At 39.1% G+C, this 14,324-nt stretch carries 23 protein-coding genes and 2 tRNA genes; 6 read left to right on the top strand and 19 right to left on the bottom strand.

The window, feature by feature from the left end:
• Nucleotides 1-46: 46 nt before the first annotated feature.
• Nucleotides 47-1,498, bottom strand: coding sequence for a tRNA uracil 4-sulfurtransferase ThiI (gene thiI / locus X781_RS04255; protein WP_025235726.1), 1,452 nt, complete (start codon nucleotides 1,496-1,498; stop codon nucleotides 47-49).
• Nucleotides 1,499-1,625: 127 nt separating this feature from the next.
• Nucleotides 1,626-2,486, bottom strand: a complete 861-nt coding sequence (gene folD / locus X781_RS04250) for a bifunctional methylenetetrahydrofolate dehydrogenase/methenyltetrahydrofolate cyclohydrolase FolD (protein ID WP_025235725.1) — start codon at nucleotides 2,484-2,486, stop codon at nucleotides 1,626-1,628.
• A 169-nt stretch (nucleotides 2,487-2,655) separates the two neighbouring features.
• Between folD and X781_RS04245 the strand changes: the two genes are divergently transcribed.
• Nucleotides 2,656-2,732, top strand: a tRNA-Pro gene (locus X781_RS04245).
• 20 nt (nucleotides 2,733-2,752) lie between these two features.
• A tRNA-Arg gene (locus tag X781_RS04240) sits at nucleotides 2,753-2,829 on the top strand.
• A gap of 86 nt (nucleotides 2,830-2,915) precedes the next feature.
• Here the strand turns inward: X781_RS04240 and X781_RS04235 are convergent.
• Together X781_RS04235 and X781_RS04230 are read right to left on the bottom strand one after the other, a co-directional pair.
• The gene (locus X781_RS04235; protein ID WP_025235724.1) at nucleotides 2,916-3,911 is read right to left on the bottom strand and encodes a tyrosine-type recombinase/integrase; all 996 of its coding nucleotides are present in this window, start codon (nucleotides 3,909-3,911) and stop codon (nucleotides 2,916-2,918) included.
• Nucleotides 3,912-4,112: 201 nt separating this feature from the next.
• Complete coding sequence (locus X781_RS04230) at nucleotides 4,113-4,742, bottom strand: DNA methyltransferase (RefSeq protein ID WP_235068791.1); 630 nt, start codon at nucleotides 4,740-4,742, stop codon at nucleotides 4,113-4,115.
• A gap of 358 nt (nucleotides 4,743-5,100) precedes the next feature.
• Here X781_RS04230 and X781_RS04225 point away from each other — a divergent pair, with 358 nt between their 5' ends.
• Entirely contained in the window at nucleotides 5,101-5,289 is a 189-nt protein-coding gene (locus X781_RS04225) for a hypothetical protein (protein WP_025235723.1), read from the top strand.
• Nucleotides 5,290-5,292: 3 nt separating this feature from the next.
• Here the strand turns inward: X781_RS04225 and X781_RS04220 are convergent, their stop codons facing one another.
• The 14 genes from X781_RS04220 to X781_RS12365 form a co-directional block, all read right to left on the bottom strand.
• Nucleotides 5,293-5,769, bottom strand: coding sequence for a MazG-like family protein (locus X781_RS04220; protein WP_025235722.1), 477 nt, complete (start codon nucleotides 5,767-5,769; stop codon nucleotides 5,293-5,295).
• Entirely contained in the window at nucleotides 5,753-5,938 is a 186-nt protein-coding gene (locus X781_RS04215; protein WP_025235721.1) for a DUF1382 family protein, read from the bottom strand. Before X781_RS04215 ends, X781_RS04220 begins: the two co-directional genes overlap by 17 nt.
• A 2-nt stretch (nucleotides 5,939-5,940) precedes the next feature.
• Nucleotides 5,941-6,093 carry a hypothetical protein gene (locus X781_RS12375; protein ID WP_200865321.1) on the bottom strand — a complete coding sequence of 51 codons (153 nt, stop codon included), beginning with the start codon at nucleotides 6,091-6,093 and terminating at the stop codon, nucleotides 5,941-5,943.
• Between the two features lie 4 nt (nucleotides 6,094-6,097).
• Entirely contained in the window at nucleotides 6,098-6,583 is a 486-nt protein-coding gene (locus X781_RS04210) for a DUF551 domain-containing protein (protein ID WP_025235720.1), read from the bottom strand.
• On the bottom strand, nucleotides 6,576-6,713 hold the full coding sequence (locus X781_RS12300) for a hypothetical protein (protein WP_158497209.1): 138 nt from the start codon (nucleotides 6,711-6,713) through the stop codon (nucleotides 6,576-6,578). Before X781_RS12300 ends, X781_RS04210 begins: the two co-directional genes overlap by 8 nt.
• 1 nt (nucleotide 6,714) lies before the next feature.
• A complete protein-coding gene (locus X781_RS12500) occupies nucleotides 6,715-7,074 on the bottom strand; it encodes a hypothetical protein (RefSeq protein WP_025235719.1) in 360 nt (119 codons plus the stop codon).
• 88 nt (nucleotides 7,075-7,162) lie between these two features.
• Nucleotides 7,163-7,447, bottom strand: coding sequence for a hypothetical protein (locus X781_RS04195; protein ID WP_025235718.1), 285 nt, complete (start codon nucleotides 7,445-7,447; stop codon nucleotides 7,163-7,165).
• 25 nt (nucleotides 7,448-7,472) lie between these two features.
• Nucleotides 7,473-8,357, bottom strand: coding sequence for a polymer-forming cytoskeletal protein (locus tag X781_RS04190; RefSeq protein WP_025235717.1), 885 nt, complete (start codon nucleotides 8,355-8,357; stop codon nucleotides 7,473-7,475).
• Nucleotides 8,358-8,359: 2 nt separating this feature from the next.
• The gene (locus X781_RS04185) at nucleotides 8,360-8,563 is read right to left on the bottom strand and encodes a hypothetical protein (RefSeq protein WP_025235716.1); all 204 of its coding nucleotides are present in this window, start codon (nucleotides 8,561-8,563) and stop codon (nucleotides 8,360-8,362) included.
• 38 nt (nucleotides 8,564-8,601) lie between these two features.
• Nucleotides 8,602-9,213: a YqaJ viral recombinase family protein gene (locus X781_RS04180; RefSeq protein WP_025235715.1), complete on the bottom strand. Its 612-nt coding sequence runs from the start codon at nucleotides 9,211-9,213 to the stop codon at nucleotides 8,602-8,604.
• The gene (bet, locus tag X781_RS04175) at nucleotides 9,210-10,007 is read right to left on the bottom strand and encodes a phage recombination protein Bet (RefSeq protein WP_025235714.1); all 798 of its coding nucleotides are present in this window, start codon (nucleotides 10,005-10,007) and stop codon (nucleotides 9,210-9,212) included. Before bet ends, X781_RS04180 begins: the two co-directional genes overlap by 4 nt.
• Nucleotides 10,008-10,016: 9 nt before the next feature.
• Nucleotides 10,017-10,955: a hypothetical protein gene (locus X781_RS04170; protein ID WP_025235713.1), complete on the bottom strand. Its 939-nt coding sequence runs from the start codon at nucleotides 10,953-10,955 to the stop codon at nucleotides 10,017-10,019.
• A gap of 2 nt (nucleotides 10,956-10,957) precedes the next feature.
• Nucleotides 10,958-11,134 carry a hypothetical protein gene (locus X781_RS12370; RefSeq protein ID WP_200865320.1) on the bottom strand — a complete coding sequence of 59 codons (177 nt, stop codon included), beginning with the start codon at nucleotides 11,132-11,134 and terminating at the stop codon, nucleotides 10,958-10,960.
• Nucleotides 11,135-11,140: 6 nt separating this feature from the next.
• Nucleotides 11,141-11,308 carry a hypothetical protein gene (locus X781_RS12365; RefSeq protein WP_200865319.1) on the bottom strand — a complete coding sequence of 56 codons (168 nt, stop codon included), beginning with the start codon at nucleotides 11,306-11,308 and terminating at the stop codon, nucleotides 11,141-11,143.
• 656 nt (nucleotides 11,309-11,964) lie between these two features.
• On the opposite strand from X781_RS12365, the gene X781_RS04165 reads away from it, so the two are divergent.
• Together X781_RS04165 and X781_RS04160 are read left to right on the top strand one after the other, a co-directional pair.
• Nucleotides 11,965-12,315: a hypothetical protein gene (locus X781_RS04165; RefSeq protein WP_025235712.1), complete on the top strand. Its 351-nt coding sequence runs from the start codon at nucleotides 11,965-11,967 to the stop codon at nucleotides 12,313-12,315.
• Between the two features lie 11 nt (nucleotides 12,316-12,326).
• Nucleotides 12,327-13,193, top strand: coding sequence for an exonuclease domain-containing protein (locus tag X781_RS04160; protein ID WP_025235711.1), 867 nt, complete (start codon nucleotides 12,327-12,329; stop codon nucleotides 13,191-13,193).
• A gap of 42 nt (nucleotides 13,194-13,235) precedes the next feature.
• Here X781_RS04160 and X781_RS04155 read toward each other — a convergent pair whose 3' ends face one another.
• Entirely contained in the window at nucleotides 13,236-13,934 is a 699-nt protein-coding gene (locus X781_RS04155) for an XRE family transcriptional regulator (RefSeq protein ID WP_025235710.1), read from the bottom strand.
• A 173-nt stretch (nucleotides 13,935-14,107) separates the two neighbouring features.
• Here X781_RS04155 and X781_RS04150 point away from each other — a divergent pair, with 173 nt between their 5' ends.
• Nucleotides 14,108-14,275, top strand: coding sequence for a transcriptional regulator (locus X781_RS04150; protein ID WP_269464900.1), 168 nt, complete (start codon nucleotides 14,108-14,110; stop codon nucleotides 14,273-14,275).
• Nucleotides 14,276-14,324 lie beyond the last annotated feature (49 nt).

The raw sequence follows: 14,324 nt of genomic DNA, 5'->3' as shown, positions 1-14,324 counted from the left end.
TTTCTCTCATTTTTTGCAAAAAATCAGATAAATCTGACCGCTTATGTTATTTCACACGAAAGACTTTAACGTTGTTATAGCCGTTTTCTTTTAAGTAAAGTGCTTGCAGTTTACTCATCACACCACGCTGGCAGTAAAGTAGGTAATTTTTGCTTTGGTCGAGGCTCGCAAATTGGCTAGAGAGTTTGTAGAACGGGAGTTCTTTGACTTCCACCCCTTCTAGGCTAAACGGTTTTTCATCCACTTCTTCAGGGCTACGGATATCTAAAATCACATCATTTTCGCTTAATTCTGTGGTTGTTTCTACCGATACTACTTCTTTCTCAGTTTGCTCGGCAATATCTCGGATATCTAAATAGCTCGCATTTTGCACCGCTTGCTCAAGGATCTCAAAGTTGAAGTTACCTTCTTCCTCGATGATTTTGCTTTCAATCGCTTTTACCGTTGGATTTTTAGAAATCACACCACAAAATTCCGGCATTGATTTAGCGATGTCGTCCGTCCCGATCTCTTTCGCCATTGCAATGATCTGTTCTTTGTCGTGTGTGATAAGCGGACGTAAAACTAAAGTATCAGACGCTTTATCAATCAAACGTAAATTCGTAAGAGTTTGGCTCGAAACCTGTCCCAGCGCCTCGCCGGTTACAATCGCTTGAATATCGAAACGCTCGGCAATTTTGCTTGCCGCTCGAACCATCATACGCTTTAACACCACGCCCATTTGACCGTTATCGATTTTTTCTAAAATCTCGCCAACCACATTTTCAAAGTTAATCGCCACAAAGCGAACTTTGTGAGAAGTGCTGTAACGACTCCAAATGTGGTAAGCCATCTGTTTTACACCGATTTCGTGTGCCGCACCACCTAAATTGAAGAAACAGTAATGCACTCGAGAACCACGACGAATTAACATATAGCTCGATACGCCCGAATCAAAACCGCCAGAGATTAACGAAAGTACATCTTCTTGAGTGCCGATTGGATAGCCGCCCAAACCCTCGTGGCGAGCTTTGATCAACAACATTTTATCGTATTCAATATCAATCCGCACCGTTACATCTGGATCTTTTAATTTCACTTTGGCACTTTCAATGCGTTGATTTAAACCACCGCCAACATAGCGTTCCACATCCAGCGAGCGGAAATCGTGCTTGCCTTTACGGCGAACACGCACGCTGAAGGTTTTGCCTTCTAACTCATCTTTTACTGCCGTATAAGTTTGCTCAAAAATATCGTGCATATCGGTGAAAGGGCTTTCTTCTACCTCTAAAATATGGTGAATGCCGGGCGTGCGTTTTAATAAATCTAAGACGATAGGGGCTTCTTCCGCCACTTTGGCTCGTACTTCAATAAAATCCCAATTACGCACTACGGATACATTTTCCGTTTCCTTTAATAGCACATTGCGGATATTAGAAGTTAAAATTTTGATAAAGCGTTTACGCACCGAATCGCTTTTAATCATAATTTCAGGGAAAAGTTTGATAATAAATTTCATATAAAAATCAGTCTGCTATTCAAAAATGTGGGCTATTTTAGCCTTTTCTGGCTCAAAAGCCTAGAAATTCACAAAGAAAAATCCCCAATCCGAAAGAAGATTGAGGATTTGCAAAAAATGTCGGTTTTTAGACCGCTTGTAAATGGTTTTCGTAAGCCTGTAGAGTATTTTGCATTAGCATCGCCACTGTCATTGGACCAACGCCGCCCGGTACTGGAGTAACAAAGCTCGCTTTTTGCGAGGCAATGCTATATTCCACATCACCTTTTAATTTGCCGTCTGCCACACGATTAATGCCCACATCAATCACAACCGCCCCTTCTTTAATCCAATCACCTGAAATAAATTCAGGCTTACCTACCGCAACAACGAGAATATCAGCTTGGCGAACGTGGCTTTCTAAATCTTTAGTAAAGCGATGCGTAACTGTAACTGTACAACCGGCAAGCAACAATTCTAGTGCCATTGGGCGACCTACAATATTTGATGCCCCAACAATCACAGCGTGCTGACCGTGTAAATCCACGCCCGTAGTTTCAAGTAATTTCATCACGCCGTAAGGGGTGCAAGAACGTAAGGTCGGAATACGCTGAGCTAAACGCCCTACATTATAAGGGTGGAAGCCGTCTACATCTTTATGCGGTGCGATTGCTTCAATGACTTTGGTTGAATCAATCTGCTTTGGCAAAGGTAATTGAACCAAAATGCCGTCCACGCACTCATCTTGATTAAGCTCTTCGATAAGTGAAAGTAATTCTGCTTCTGTTGTTTCTGCTGATAAATCGTAAGATTTCGATTCAATTCCAATTTCCCCACAACTTTTACGCTTGCTCCCGACATAAACTTGCGAGGCAGGATCAGCCCCGACTAAAATGACTGCAAGCCCCGGTTTACGTTTACCTTGCTGAACATATTGAGCGATTTTTTCACGAATTCCTTTTTTAATTTTTGAGGCAATTTCACTCCCCGAAATAATCTGTGCAGTCATTTTTATCTCCCGAAACATTAATTGGCGAAAACGTTTGCTATTCTCTCAAAAAATTTACTTTTTGATAAGCTAATTTTAAATAGCGGATAAAGTTCAATCACTTAAACAAACTTTAACAAAAAAAGATTGACTGTTAAATAAAGAATCTTATAATCATTCCATCATTTGTCGGCGAGTAGCGCAGCTTGGTAGCGCAACTGGTTTGGGACCAGTGGGTCGTAGGTTCAAATCCTATCTCGCCGACCACTTCTTTCTTATAAATCTCTGCGCCCTTAGCTCAGCTGGATAGAGCAACGCCCTTCTAAGGCGTGGGTCAAAGGTTCGAATCCTTTAGGGCGTGCCATTATTTATCCTTATATTTCAAATAGTTACATTTAAATATCAGTTATTAATTTTCTATGTCAAAAATGCTTTGTGACTAATTTGTGACTAGAATTTAACTGAGTTAGCGTGGTTGAGTAAATGGTCTGCATTAAGATGGGCATATCTCTTTACCATCTCTAATGTTTCCCAGCCACCCAATTCTTTTAAGGTAAATAATGGTGTGCCGGCCTGAACGTGCCAACTGGCCCAAGTATGCCTTAAATCATGGAAATGGAAATCAACCAATAAACATTTTTCAGTCGCTTTGTTAAATATTTTGCGGTTGATATCTTGTAATGCCTGCCCTTTACTTCCTACAAACACATATTTAGGATTTTTCCCTCTCTGCTTTTGTAGTAATTCAAGTGCATCATCATTAAGTAAAAGCGATCTCGCTTTTTCCGATTTGGCAATATCATTTGAAACAATCGCTACTTTACGGATAAAATCTATTTTATCCCAAGTCATAGAAAGTATTTCTGTTCGCCTTGCTCCTGTTAATAAAGCAAAAGAGCAGATAGTTTTCATCCAATCAGTACTAATATTATCAATAAACTGCTTGGCTTGTTCTTTGGTAATCCAACGAACCCGAATCGGTGGCTCTTTCTTTTTGGGGATAAACGGCATTTTATCAATATATCCCGCCTGATAAGCTAATTTTAAAATTCGCATTATAGACGTTCTATATTTATTCTTAGTAGAATTTGTCAATGGCGTGTCTTTTAACATATGCTTTTCTGGAATCGCCCCCAGTATTTCATCGCTTGTTAAAGAACTTAATATTCGACCAGCAAAAATATTTCGATAATAAATTGCGTGCCGTTTTTTGGTTGCTGTATCCTCTTTTCCTTCCGCATCTTTTAGAAATAACACCAATGCGTTTTCAAAGAGATAATCAGGTTTTTGATCTAGCTTATCAATTTGCCACAACTGAGCTTTTAATTTATCGTGGTATTGCTGAGCTTCTTTTTTTACAGTTGTTTTAATAGTGCGTCTAATTCTTTCTCCACTAGGGGTGTAGAGGTCAATGTAATAGACGTCACCTCTTTTTCTGATCGGCATAATTTTTCCTCTCCGACCGATAGAGCAAGCCCACGGTCATTATTAGATCGTTTTTTCAACAAATCAAGATTTGATTTATCAACTCGCCATAATCGGGAGCCATCCATTTGGTAAAATCCCCATCTATGGCGATTGTTAAAAACAGTCCAATAGGATACATTAAGGATATTTGCTACCTGTTTTATGCTTAATGTTTCCACATTATTCTCCAATAAAAAATCCCTCATTTAGAGGGATTGTATGTTTTTCTTTAATTGCCTTTTCTACACTTTGGTAGATATTTAAAATCAAGTCTATAGGTATGTTTGACCGCTCATTATAATTCTTGGCGAAATCTCCCCATTGTTTATCAGCCTTCTTCCTTTCTACCCTTAAGTTAAGATTAATATTGCTTTTAAATCTTGTTGGTTTCTGGATTGGATAACCATAATTACTGTAATAAGTGAGGTTATCATATTGGATGGTAAAATTCAGGATGTCGCTTATATAATGCCAAATTTTACTACTTGCTGGATTTTCAATCACAAATACCCTTGGCTGATAACGCTTGATAATTTCGATTGTGTTATAAATACATAATTCGCCGTTTATCCTATTTAAAAACGAACGATCATACTTAAACTGTACGTGAGGCAAATCATAATCAGCTCGGCCACGAATCGTAAATTTAGACAATGACCGATTTATAGCTCCTGTTTCTTGTTTCCAACTCGCATTACCACCCCACATTGCACTAGCTACAGACCAACTTTCGCACGGTGGACTAGCAATAATTAAGTCTGGCTTAGGTAATTTGTCGAGAGTATCAAATAGAGTGGTATCACCAAACATTCTGCTATAATCAGCCAAATTTAAGCTAATAAAGTGGTCATTTTTCGATTCAATATCTATGCCTATTGGGTATATTTCTATTACATTACATTGCATTGCATTGCATTGCATTGCATTGCATTGCAGCTTGAGTGTAGCACCCATTACCGCTATCGAACAAAGCCCAAACTATCATTTTTCTCTCCAAAAGATAACCGCTTGCGGAACAAGCGGTTGGTTGTATAAATTTAGCCACCTTAAAATTGAGTAAGCTTGTTAAATACCAATATCTATTTTTGCGATCTGCATCGAAAAAATAACTATCCAATCTGACAGCAAGACGCTTTCGTAGTAACCTCATAAGAAAACGGAGGGAACTATGAAAGAGCTTTTCAAACAATGGCTGATCAGTCAAAACTCATCATTTATTAGCGGCTGTGGCATTGACTGTATTTTGTCTAAGGTTGATGAAAACCTGAACATAATCAACGCCAACGAAGAAGAAACCGAAACGCTTATAGAGTGGCTTGGTGCTTTTCTACAAAATGTTTCGGTTTTTGTTGCGTAGGTTCTATAAATCTTCCTCTTTCACAAATACGCCATCAATCATTTTGCCTTTGCGGTCTTTGATTTGGTCGTAGGCGTGGGCGATGCAGTCTTGGAAATTTAAGTTGTAATATTCTGCAATATAATCCAACCATCCAACAACAGCAGATATTTCGCATTCGACTGTAATATTATCCCAGCCAAGAGACTCATTGATTTGAGCTAATGAGGAAATCACAGAAGTGATGTAATCTTGGAAATTATCACAATGAATATCATAAACAAGCTCCTCGTCTAGTTTGCATTGCTTGCGTAAAATCACCAACACCACAAAACAATCCCCAATCGCATCTTTAATCATTTCGGGGTTATTGCGGGCAATACCACCGCAGAGTTCGCCGAACTCTTCCATTAGTTTCAGCATTTGCTTTTGTGGGGTTGAGCCGTTGATTAAATTGCGGTTTTCTGCCCATTGTTCGATGTTTTTAATTAGTTGTTGCATTGGCAATCTCCATTATCTCGTCTAGATTTAACCTAAATAACTTCATAAGCTCTTGTTTATGTTCTGTTGATTTCACAGGGATAGGTACAAAATCAAGTCCGATTCTTTCAAATTGATGAACCATTTCAAGATTTTTTCTCATTTCCTCAGGGAGGCATCTTTCAATCATTATTAAATCCCCTCATTTCTTGCATTTCTCGCCCAATGAAAATACTGCTCGTGCGGTTTGGTATAGCTAGCAATAATAAATCCGTCCACCAAATCAGAATAGCGGACATCTAGTTTTCGTTCGGCGATAAAATTTAAGCGTTCGGTGTCGGTCATTTAATTACTCCTTTGGTGGTTCGGGGAGTGGTTGCCAGTGGGTGACATATCGAACATCATCAAAATCAATAGTTCCATATTCGGTAATAAATCCGTTGCCGTTTAATTCAGCAATAAATACGCTGCCGTTAAAAACTAAAACAGTATCAAACTCTTTTGGCATTTGTTCTTTAACCGAAATCCAGCCGTTATTTTCTACAAGTGTTGGTGGTTCAATAACTTGTTCAACTTCCCCAAATAACTCTGATTCTCTTTCTTCGTCGGTTAGTGGACGGATATCTGATTTTGCTCTACCTAAAACAACACCATAAACTGCATAGGGTAAATCATAGGCTTCATAGCTTTCGTGATCATCCATATCATCCGCAAACTCATAGGCTTCAGTAGCACCATTTAAACAGCTTTGTTTTGCTTGCTCTAAGGTTTCGTGCAGATTTAGGATATGTATATCATTTGATACATCAACCGAAAAATATTTGCCTTCATTCATTTTCTTTCTCCAAAATAACAATTGTTGAGAGCATAATAAGCACACTATCTGTGTTTTTGATATATGAGCAAGCGTTCAAACCAACCATTCCAAGCCATAAAGCAGGGGAACGACGTATTTTTCCAAACATACTATCTCCTGCTATTTCGCATTGCATTTAGCCATTCTTGAGCATCTTTTTCAGTTGCAAAATAAAAATGCAAATCTTCATCAAAAGGTCTTTCAGTATGTACTGTTTTTTCTATAGATAAATCATTAGTGATGGTATAGCAATTACGCCTCCATTTTTTTAGCGGGCAAGGTAAATCTAATTGCACTCTTGGGCGTGGTTCTTCCCACATTCCAACAATATCTCCCAAAGCTTCATCATTTTGTAATGAAATACGTCCTTCTAAAGTCCAACAAAATACATCTAATCTATTCTGAATAATTCCAACTAAGGGATAATCTGGATTAAATCCTTTATCCTCTAAGTTATTTAAATTACTCAAAATAAATACTTTTTCACCTTTCCGTGTTACTACTGGTTCTCCAGCTAATGCTTTTCTAAATTAAATGATTTCATTTCCCCTTCTACCTTTACTTATGACTATGATGTTTATGATTTCTCAACTCTATACCCTCTTTTCTAGAGAGCTTTTTAGTGTTCGTCAAAATCAAGAAATCAGCCTGAAGTTCTTCAAATTCGGCAGTAAGGTAGCTGATTTTTGCTCTAGCCTTATCTAATTCAGTCCTAGTGCTAGATAAATCTTGATCTAACTCTCGATTGCGTTCGAGTAGGCTTTCGTTAAAAATATTATATGCCTTTAATTTTGCTTCCAACTCTTTATAACGGCGTAAGTAGTAAAATGGGTTTAACCTCATTGTTATTCTCCAATAAAAAAGCGACCTATTCAGTCGCTGTGCCTAAAATTCTGCTTTTCGCTACTTCAATTAGCAGTTGATATTCCCGCTTGGTTTTCTCGTCGTGAACTTCGGCAGATTTCGCTAAAAACCCATCAACCGTGCCAGTAAAACAGCCTCGAGTGACAATCAGCCCGTCTTTTCCATTGTAAACGGTTAATGTACCGTTCTCTGTGCCAACATTGCTCGCCCAGAAAATCATTTTGCGCCTGGAAATTACACCACAAGATCGCACCCGAGCATCGCCGTACACCTGGGCATCGCCGGACACCTGAGCATCGCCGTACACCTGAGCATCGCCGTACACCTGAGCATCGCCGGACACCCGAGCATCGCCGTACACCTGAGCATCGCCGTACACCTGAGCATCGCCGGACACCCGAGCATTGCCGTACACCCAAGCATTGTCGTACACCCAAGCATTGTCGTACACCCAAGCATTGTCGTACACCTGAGCATCGCCGTACACCTGAGCATCGCCGTACACCTGAGCATTGTCGGACACCTGAGCATCGCCGTACACCTGAGCATCGCCGTACACCTGAGCATCGCCGTACACCCGAGCATCGCCGTACACCCAAGCATTGTCGTACACCTGGGCATCGCCGGACACCCGAGCATCGCCGGACACCCGAGCATCGCCGGACACCCGAGCATCGCCGGACACCCGAGCATCGCCGGACACCCGAGCATTGCCGTACACCCAAGCATTGTCGGACTGATCTAAGTTGCTCTCTTTTTCGATGTACCCGCCGAGTTCACCTGCTACTACCAAGCCAAAGGAGATTAGGGCTTTGATGCGGTAAAGTGTTCTGCCGTAGTGGTTGATTGTGTCGTCTTGGAGGAGTTCGTATTTCTTTTGGGTTGTCATAGTTAAATTCCTTCTGTATGCGTGTGCGATGGTTTTAGCGCTGGGATAACGTCGTCTTGAGGTATATCAGGATAACGCTGCCATCCATTTTTAAAATCGTTTAAATACCAAAGCGAACCGTCATCACACAACGCTGAAATGTTGAAATAATCTCCAATGGAATAGCCATCAACAAAGCTTTCGGAAATTTGAATAATTTTTCTCATATTTTTTACCTATTAAAAAGCCCCTTTCGGGGCGGTGGTTAATTCTTTAACGCTTTCAGCGTTTTAATAAACTGTGGGATATAAGTATCAAAAGCTTTCATCAGTACGGGATCTCGTTTTGCTGTGTAGATATACAAAGTTTGCTTTTCATATTCGGGACAGTAGCTGACAAAATCCCACGTTTCGTAACCTGTTACCCATAAAGCGGCTTGAACTTGAATAATATATTCCGTCGGTACGCCGCCTTCTAGCAAGTATTTAATATGGGTTTTCATCTTCGGGCATTTAATTTCTAAGCCTTTTTTCAATTTCGGCATTAATCCGTCTGGGCTTATCATTAAATCTTTATCTGAGTTGAGATAAACTCCACCAACTTGAATAACATCATTGCTAGTTTCAAACTCATAAGCCATTCTTGCTTGTGACTCGAGTCGATTTCCTCGCTCCATACTGTCCGATTTGAATGTTTCGCCTAACCCCTCAATGCTTTCTGCGACAAGCTCTGCTAAGTAAGCATTGTAAGCTGATGATTTTTTTCCATTAGGTGTAACGATACTCGAAATGCCCGTAGCAGTCGGAATGCCTAGCCGTGCAGTTAGCCATTCCTCCGTGCCTTGTTCACAATCAAGTGTAATTAGGCCATCTATCATAGTGGGATTTCCTGACCTAAGCTCTCACTTTGCTGAGATTGCTCTCGCTCTGCCTCTTGCTTATTAAGCGTAACATTCAGCTTATTCAAGACTTTTTCCACCCCTGATTTAGGGATTTCATTTAGGCTTTGTTTACCAGTGATGGCCAAGATTTTTTCGATTGGTGTATTCGTAATTTCTGCTAATTCGGTAATACGCTGGATTTGTTCATCGGTGGCAAGTTCTACAGCTGTAGTATCAATCGTATTTTTAGGTGTTACATTGATTGGTTGTTTTTCATTTTCTACAATTCGTTCTGCTTCATCTTGGTCGTAAATGCCCGTAAAGCCAAATGCTAATCTCGCACATTGGATCATTGCTTTATGGCGTAACATTCTTTTTGGGTGAGAGTTCCAAGCTGGAGAGTTCTTTTTACATTCCCCCATAAATTCCGTTACCACAATCGGTTTACTTCTATCTTTACGGTAGATAGTACAAGTACAGGCGGAATAGTCATCGGTAAAATGAAATTCCATACCATCATATTGAGGCTCACGGTTAATGATACGAACCCAACCATCAACGCCGACAATAGGTGTTAATCCTCCATTTCCACCCGGGAATGCATAAATTTCTTTTGTCCAAGGATTTAACTGGTATTGATTGGCAATAACCAATAATGCGACCATTTGGGCATCGCTTACGGTTGCCCCTGCAAAAGCAGAAGATTTAAGTGTCTCCACTAATCCTGAACCATCGCCCATTTCAAAGCGTTCAGCAAGTTTATTAGTCAATGTTTGTAGTGCGGTAGTCATAATGTTTCCTTATTTGGCTTTGTTAAGTGATACACAATCCCCAAGTTTCGCTTTCAGTTCACGAGCGATAATAACTGCATTACTTTGGGTGCTTTGATTTAGTCGAACGGTTATCACAAAATCTTCTAGCGGTTCTGTTGTTTCCGTTTTTGCAAAATTTTGTGAATTTTCGACCGCTTGTTTGGTGTCCATTTCATCTGCAATAGCTTTTGATTCTGCTTGAATTTTCTCAGCTTCGGCTTTTGCTTTTGCCTCTTGTTCTGCCTTGGCTTTGATTTCTGCCTCTCGCTGTTCTTCTTCCGCAATACGCTGCTGGATAATTGGTGCAAGGTCATCTTGTGCAGCAATTAACTTCACGGCATCGGGGAAAAGATAGGCTGATTTTGCGTTGATCTGATCCAATCGCTCTGTTAAACGTCCAATTTCCGCAGACATTTCGCTAATAATTGATGCTTCCTCTGCATTTACTGCTTTGGTTAAACTGTCAATAGTTCGCTTGTTCTTTTGAGCTTCTTCAATACGTTTAGCAATGCTGTGTTTTGGCATTGTTATTTCGAGAGCGAGAGAAATATCGCTTAATTTCACAAGCTTGTTGCGAGTTTCTGCAATTTTCTCAATCGCTTTATCCGCAATCTGTTTTTTGATTTCCGTTTCTTTCGCTTTTACCAGTTTATCTCGCTCTAATCTCTCTTGGCGGAAACGCTCTGCAATGCTTTCAGCAGTTGCTATTAATTCCGCAATTTCGCCGTTTTGCGTTTGCTTAATGGCATTTCGGATTTTGTCCTCAATTTCCTTTAATTCTTTGACTTCTTCCTTTGCTTTTGCGAAATCGTCATCGGTTTCAAAGGTTGATGTGAGCGTTGCAAGATATTGATTAGCTTGTTCCTCAAAGTTTTTTAGGTTAGTAGTAAGCACCTTACTTTCGGTTTTTAAGATAAGTTCTAACATAATTAATGGTTCCTCATTACATTCTGCCAATATTCACAATCCTGATCTTCGCTTTCGTCAAAATCATCAGGTTCTTCAAAATCATCTTCACTATTACACCCAACATCTTCAAATTGCTCGTAATAGTCGTCGGCACTTTCACATTGCCAAGGAGATAAAAAGCGTTTTCGTTTTCTCATATATCATCACTTGCAATATTGAGTTTTACCGCTATTTTCGGTTATCCAAATTCCTTGATTACGCTCACATTTGTAACGTTCCATTTGTATGTGGTCGTCATAGTCCATTTGCCCGATAATGCCTAATACCAAAATTATCAAGGCGATTGGGGCAAGTTGTTTAATTTTGTTCATAGGATTGTCCTTTTGTTGAAAAAAGCCCACGTTTTACGGTGGGCAAATGGAGCGACTTGCGTCTAGTTGTGGGTATTCCAAAACACACTTTCTCAAATGCACTTTGGAATAAATGCGTGTCTGCCCACGCCGTCGCCCGCCCGGCTTTCGCCATTCCGTCGGGTGCTGCTTGTATCCGTACTTACTCAAACTTGAGATAAGCGTGATTGCTTAGGACTGATACCAGTGTTGCCTTTTCAGCTCTCCACACCTTGCGAGTGTGTTGCCTAAACCTTGCCACCTCTTTTTGGCAAGTCGTTCAAATTTGTATGTCAGGGTCTAACCAACCTTGCCGAGTTATTAAATGAAATTTAATCACTGCTCGAGGTTGTTAATATCGTCCGCGCAAGCACTAAATTGTTAAAGAGCGTTACCTTTCTTAGATAAAGGTTCTTAGTTGATGCAGGCATAATACAAGATTTGCTTTAATATTACAAGTATAACTTTAAATTAATTTAAAGTGAAATTTACTTACCACTTGTAAACACTTGATTATTAAAATAATGTATATTTGAAAGGAAATTTAATTGATTGTTTTTTGTGCTAAATAAAGTTGCACAAGAAGAGAGCTTTGAGATATAACGGAACAAATTTCCCAAAATCAGTAGGTGGATTGTATGAAAAAAATTATCTTTTCTTCGATTATTACTCTTAGCGTTGTAGGTTGTGGTGCCAGCACGACTGAAATGCGTTCCCTGGAATCAAAAAGCTATCCAATTCTCGGGAACGCACAACAATCCAAGCAATGCTTGCTTGATAAGTTGAATGATTTCAGACCAGACCGAATGTTGATCAACGAATTAGGCGAGCGTACCGAAATTTTTATCGGGGCGACTCAGGCTGGTAAGTTTAGAAATTTCTACTTGTTTGATATTTCTAGCAAAGAAATTAAGCTCTCACATTACGATGGCGTATTTCCTGCGTTATCTGAACAAGAGGCTGATAGCTATATAAAATCTTGCCAATAATGGGGTTGGGTATGAATAAGTTTATTGTTATAGACATTGAAACCGCTAATCCTGATCTATTGTCAATTTGTCAGGTAGGTATTGTTTTCTTTGAGAATGGACGGATAGTGACAAAATGGGAAACTTTGGTAAACCCACAAGATTATTTTGATCCAATAAATGTTTGTGTTCACGGTATCACACCACAAGATGTTGAAGATGCCCCACTTCTTAGTGAGGTGATTCCTATCATCAAGGAATTTTTCAGTAATAATACTATTTGCTCTTATGGGGCTTTTGATAAAGCTGCAATGATGCGTATTTTACCAACCTTACCTAATCAATGGTTAGATATAATGCGAGTAGCTAGGAGATGTTGGAGTGATAAATTTGCCGAAAAAGGTTATGGATTGGCAAACGTATCAAATTTCTTGAAAATAGAGCAAAAACATCATCATAATGCCTTAGATGATGCTATTGTGGCTGGTCATATTCTAAATAGAGCCTTATCTGAAAGTAATGAAGATTTAGATTATTGGTTAGATCGGATTAAAAAGCCACTTCATCTAGAATATGATGAAAATGGAAATATTTTGCCTAAAATTAAACGTCAGGGTAATCCAGACGGCCCGCTATATGGAGAAGTCATCGTATTTACTGGCGAATTATCTATGCCAAGACAAACAGCGGCAGAAAAGGCAGCTTCGGTTGGTTGTGATGTTGTTGATGGCGTATCCAAGAAAGTGACTTTACTTGTTAAAGGTATTCAAGATAAAAGTCGATTAGCTGGTAAAAAACTAAGCAATAAAGAAATAAAAGCAAAAGACTTAATTTCTAAGGGACATATAATCAAAATTATTTCGGAAGATGATTTCTTAAAGATGATTGGAGAAAGCTAGTAGAAAAACGCTCATACTTTGATTTAGTATGAGCGTTCAATTTTATAAGTCTCTTGGGTGTATCGGTAAAACACGGACAAATTTACCTATAATTGTGACCGTTTCAAATAAATCATCTGTCATTTCAAATGGTTCATAAGATTTATTGTCTGAGAGAGCCTTATAAACGCCACCAGGAATGCGTTGTAAGCGTTTAATATAGACTTCATTATCGACAGCAAAAATATAAATTCCTTCACCAATATAAGCGGTAACATTTGTATCAATAAATACAACATCACCCTTATCAATCGTTGGACTCATACTATCTGTTGGGACAGTTATCATATATAAACCGTTATTTGTTTTCCTACCGACGATCTCTAGTAGCCCATCTTTAGAAAAGTAAATAGACTGAATAATATCAGGATATTCATTGTTTATATATCCACCAGCACCAGCTTTGGCTTTAACATCTAACAAATCTATTTGATAAGAATGAACATCATCAGATTTACCACGCATATTAGAAATTAAAAATTCTTCTCTTGCTATTTCTTCATCGCTCATTGAAAACCAATGTACAGGATAGCCACTAACATCTGCAATTTTACGTAATCTAGCTTGAGATGGCGTTGTTGGATTTTCATTCCTTAACCATTGCTGCACTGCCTGAGGTGTTACGCCTAATTTCATAGCTAAATCTGTTTGATTCCAACCTTTTTCAGAAATCATTTGTTCAATTCGTTTTTTAATGCTCATGATGCACCCCCTTTATTCCCTGCCATTTTACAAGGATAGCTTGTAAATTCAATTAAAGAATAACTTGTAAAAAGAAGCTTAAACTTGTAACATATATTAAAGCAAAAACAAGAAATACTTTTATGAGGGATAATAATGTGCTTACGAAATTAAAAGAATTAAATCAGTCTGAAATTGCTCGCCAACTTGGAGTTAAGCCACAAGCCGTACAGCAGTGGTTTAAAACTAAAGTACCTGCAGAGCGTTGCCCGGAAATCGAAAAATTTACAGAAGGGAAAGTAACTTGTGAAGAGCTACGCCCTGATGTTGATTGGGCAGTTTTACGAAATTCAGGCAAATAAAAAACCACCGCTGGAACGGTGGCTCTTTAAAACTAAACAACGAAAGGTA

It is taken from the genome of Mannheimia sp. USDA-ARS-USMARC-1261 (assembly GCF_000521605.1).
In the GTDB taxonomy this organism is placed as follows: domain Bacteria; phylum Pseudomonadota; class Gammaproteobacteria; order Enterobacterales; family Pasteurellaceae; genus Mannheimia; species Mannheimia indoligenes.
The sequence above is the reverse complement of the archived record's forward strand: the minus strand, read 5'-3'. Positions and strand labels throughout refer to the sequence as shown.

Excerpts from the sequence above, each read along its gene's own strand:
- thiI (WP_025235726.1), bottom strand. The coding sequence starts at position 1,498 with ATGAAATTTATTATCAAACTTTTCCCTGAAATTATGATTAAAAGCGAT.
- folD (WP_025235725.1), bottom strand. The coding sequence starts at position 2,486 with ATGACTGCACAGATTATTTCGGGGAGTGAAATTGCCTCAAAAATTAAA.
- X781_RS04235 (WP_025235724.1), bottom strand. The coding sequence starts at position 3,911 with ATGCCGATCAGAAAAAGAGGTGACGTCTATTACATTGACCTCTACACC.
- X781_RS04230 (WP_235068791.1), bottom strand. The coding sequence starts at position 4,742 with ATGTTTGGTGATACCACTCTATTTGATACTCTCGACAAATTACCTAAG.
- X781_RS04225 (WP_025235723.1), top strand. The coding sequence starts at position 5,101 with ATGAAAGAGCTTTTCAAACAATGGCTGATCAGTCAAAACTCATCATTT.
- X781_RS04220 (WP_025235722.1), bottom strand. The coding sequence starts at position 5,769 with ATGCAACAACTAATTAAAAACATCGAACAATGGGCAGAAAACCGCAAT.
- X781_RS04215 (WP_025235721.1), bottom strand. The coding sequence starts at position 5,938 with ATGATTGAAAGATGCCTCCCTGAGGAAATGAGAAAAAATCTTGAAATG.
- X781_RS12375 (WP_200865321.1), bottom strand. The coding sequence starts at position 6,093 with ATGACCGACACCGAACGCTTAAATTTTATCGCCGAACGAAAACTAGAT.
- X781_RS04210 (WP_025235720.1), bottom strand. The coding sequence starts at position 6,583 with ATGAATGAAGGCAAATATTTTTCGGTTGATGTATCAAATGATATACAT.
- X781_RS12300 (WP_158497209.1), bottom strand. The coding sequence starts at position 6,713 with ATGTTTGGAAAAATACGTCGTTCCCCTGCTTTATGGCTTGGAATGGTT.
- X781_RS04195 (WP_025235718.1), bottom strand. The coding sequence starts at position 7,447 with ATGAGGTTAAACCCATTTTACTACTTACGCCGTTATAAAGAGTTGGAA.
- X781_RS04190 (WP_025235717.1), bottom strand. The coding sequence starts at position 8,357 with ATGACAACCCAAAAGAAATACGAACTCCTCCAAGACGACACAATCAAC.
- X781_RS04185 (WP_025235716.1), bottom strand. The coding sequence starts at position 8,563 with ATGAGAAAAATTATTCAAATTTCCGAAAGCTTTGTTGATGGCTATTCC.
- X781_RS04180 (WP_025235715.1), bottom strand. The coding sequence starts at position 9,213 with ATGATAGATGGCCTAATTACACTTGATTGTGAACAAGGCACGGAGGAA.
- bet (WP_025235714.1), bottom strand. The coding sequence starts at position 10,007 with ATGACTACCGCACTACAAACATTGACTAATAAACTTGCTGAACGCTTT.
- X781_RS04170 (WP_025235713.1), bottom strand. The coding sequence starts at position 10,955 with ATGTTAGAACTTATCTTAAAAACCGAAAGTAAGGTGCTTACTACTAAC.
- X781_RS12370 (WP_200865320.1), bottom strand. The coding sequence starts at position 11,134 with ATGAGAAAACGAAAACGCTTTTTATCTCCTTGGCAATGTGAAAGTGCC.
- X781_RS12365 (WP_200865319.1), bottom strand. The coding sequence starts at position 11,308 with ATGAACAAAATTAAACAACTTGCCCCAATCGCCTTGATAATTTTGGTA.
- X781_RS04165 (WP_025235712.1), top strand. The coding sequence starts at position 11,965 with ATGAAAAAAATTATCTTTTCTTCGATTATTACTCTTAGCGTTGTAGGT.
- X781_RS04160 (WP_025235711.1), top strand. The coding sequence starts at position 12,327 with ATGAATAAGTTTATTGTTATAGACATTGAAACCGCTAATCCTGATCTA.
- X781_RS04155 (WP_025235710.1), bottom strand. The coding sequence starts at position 13,934 with ATGAGCATTAAAAAACGAATTGAACAAATGATTTCTGAAAAAGGTTGG.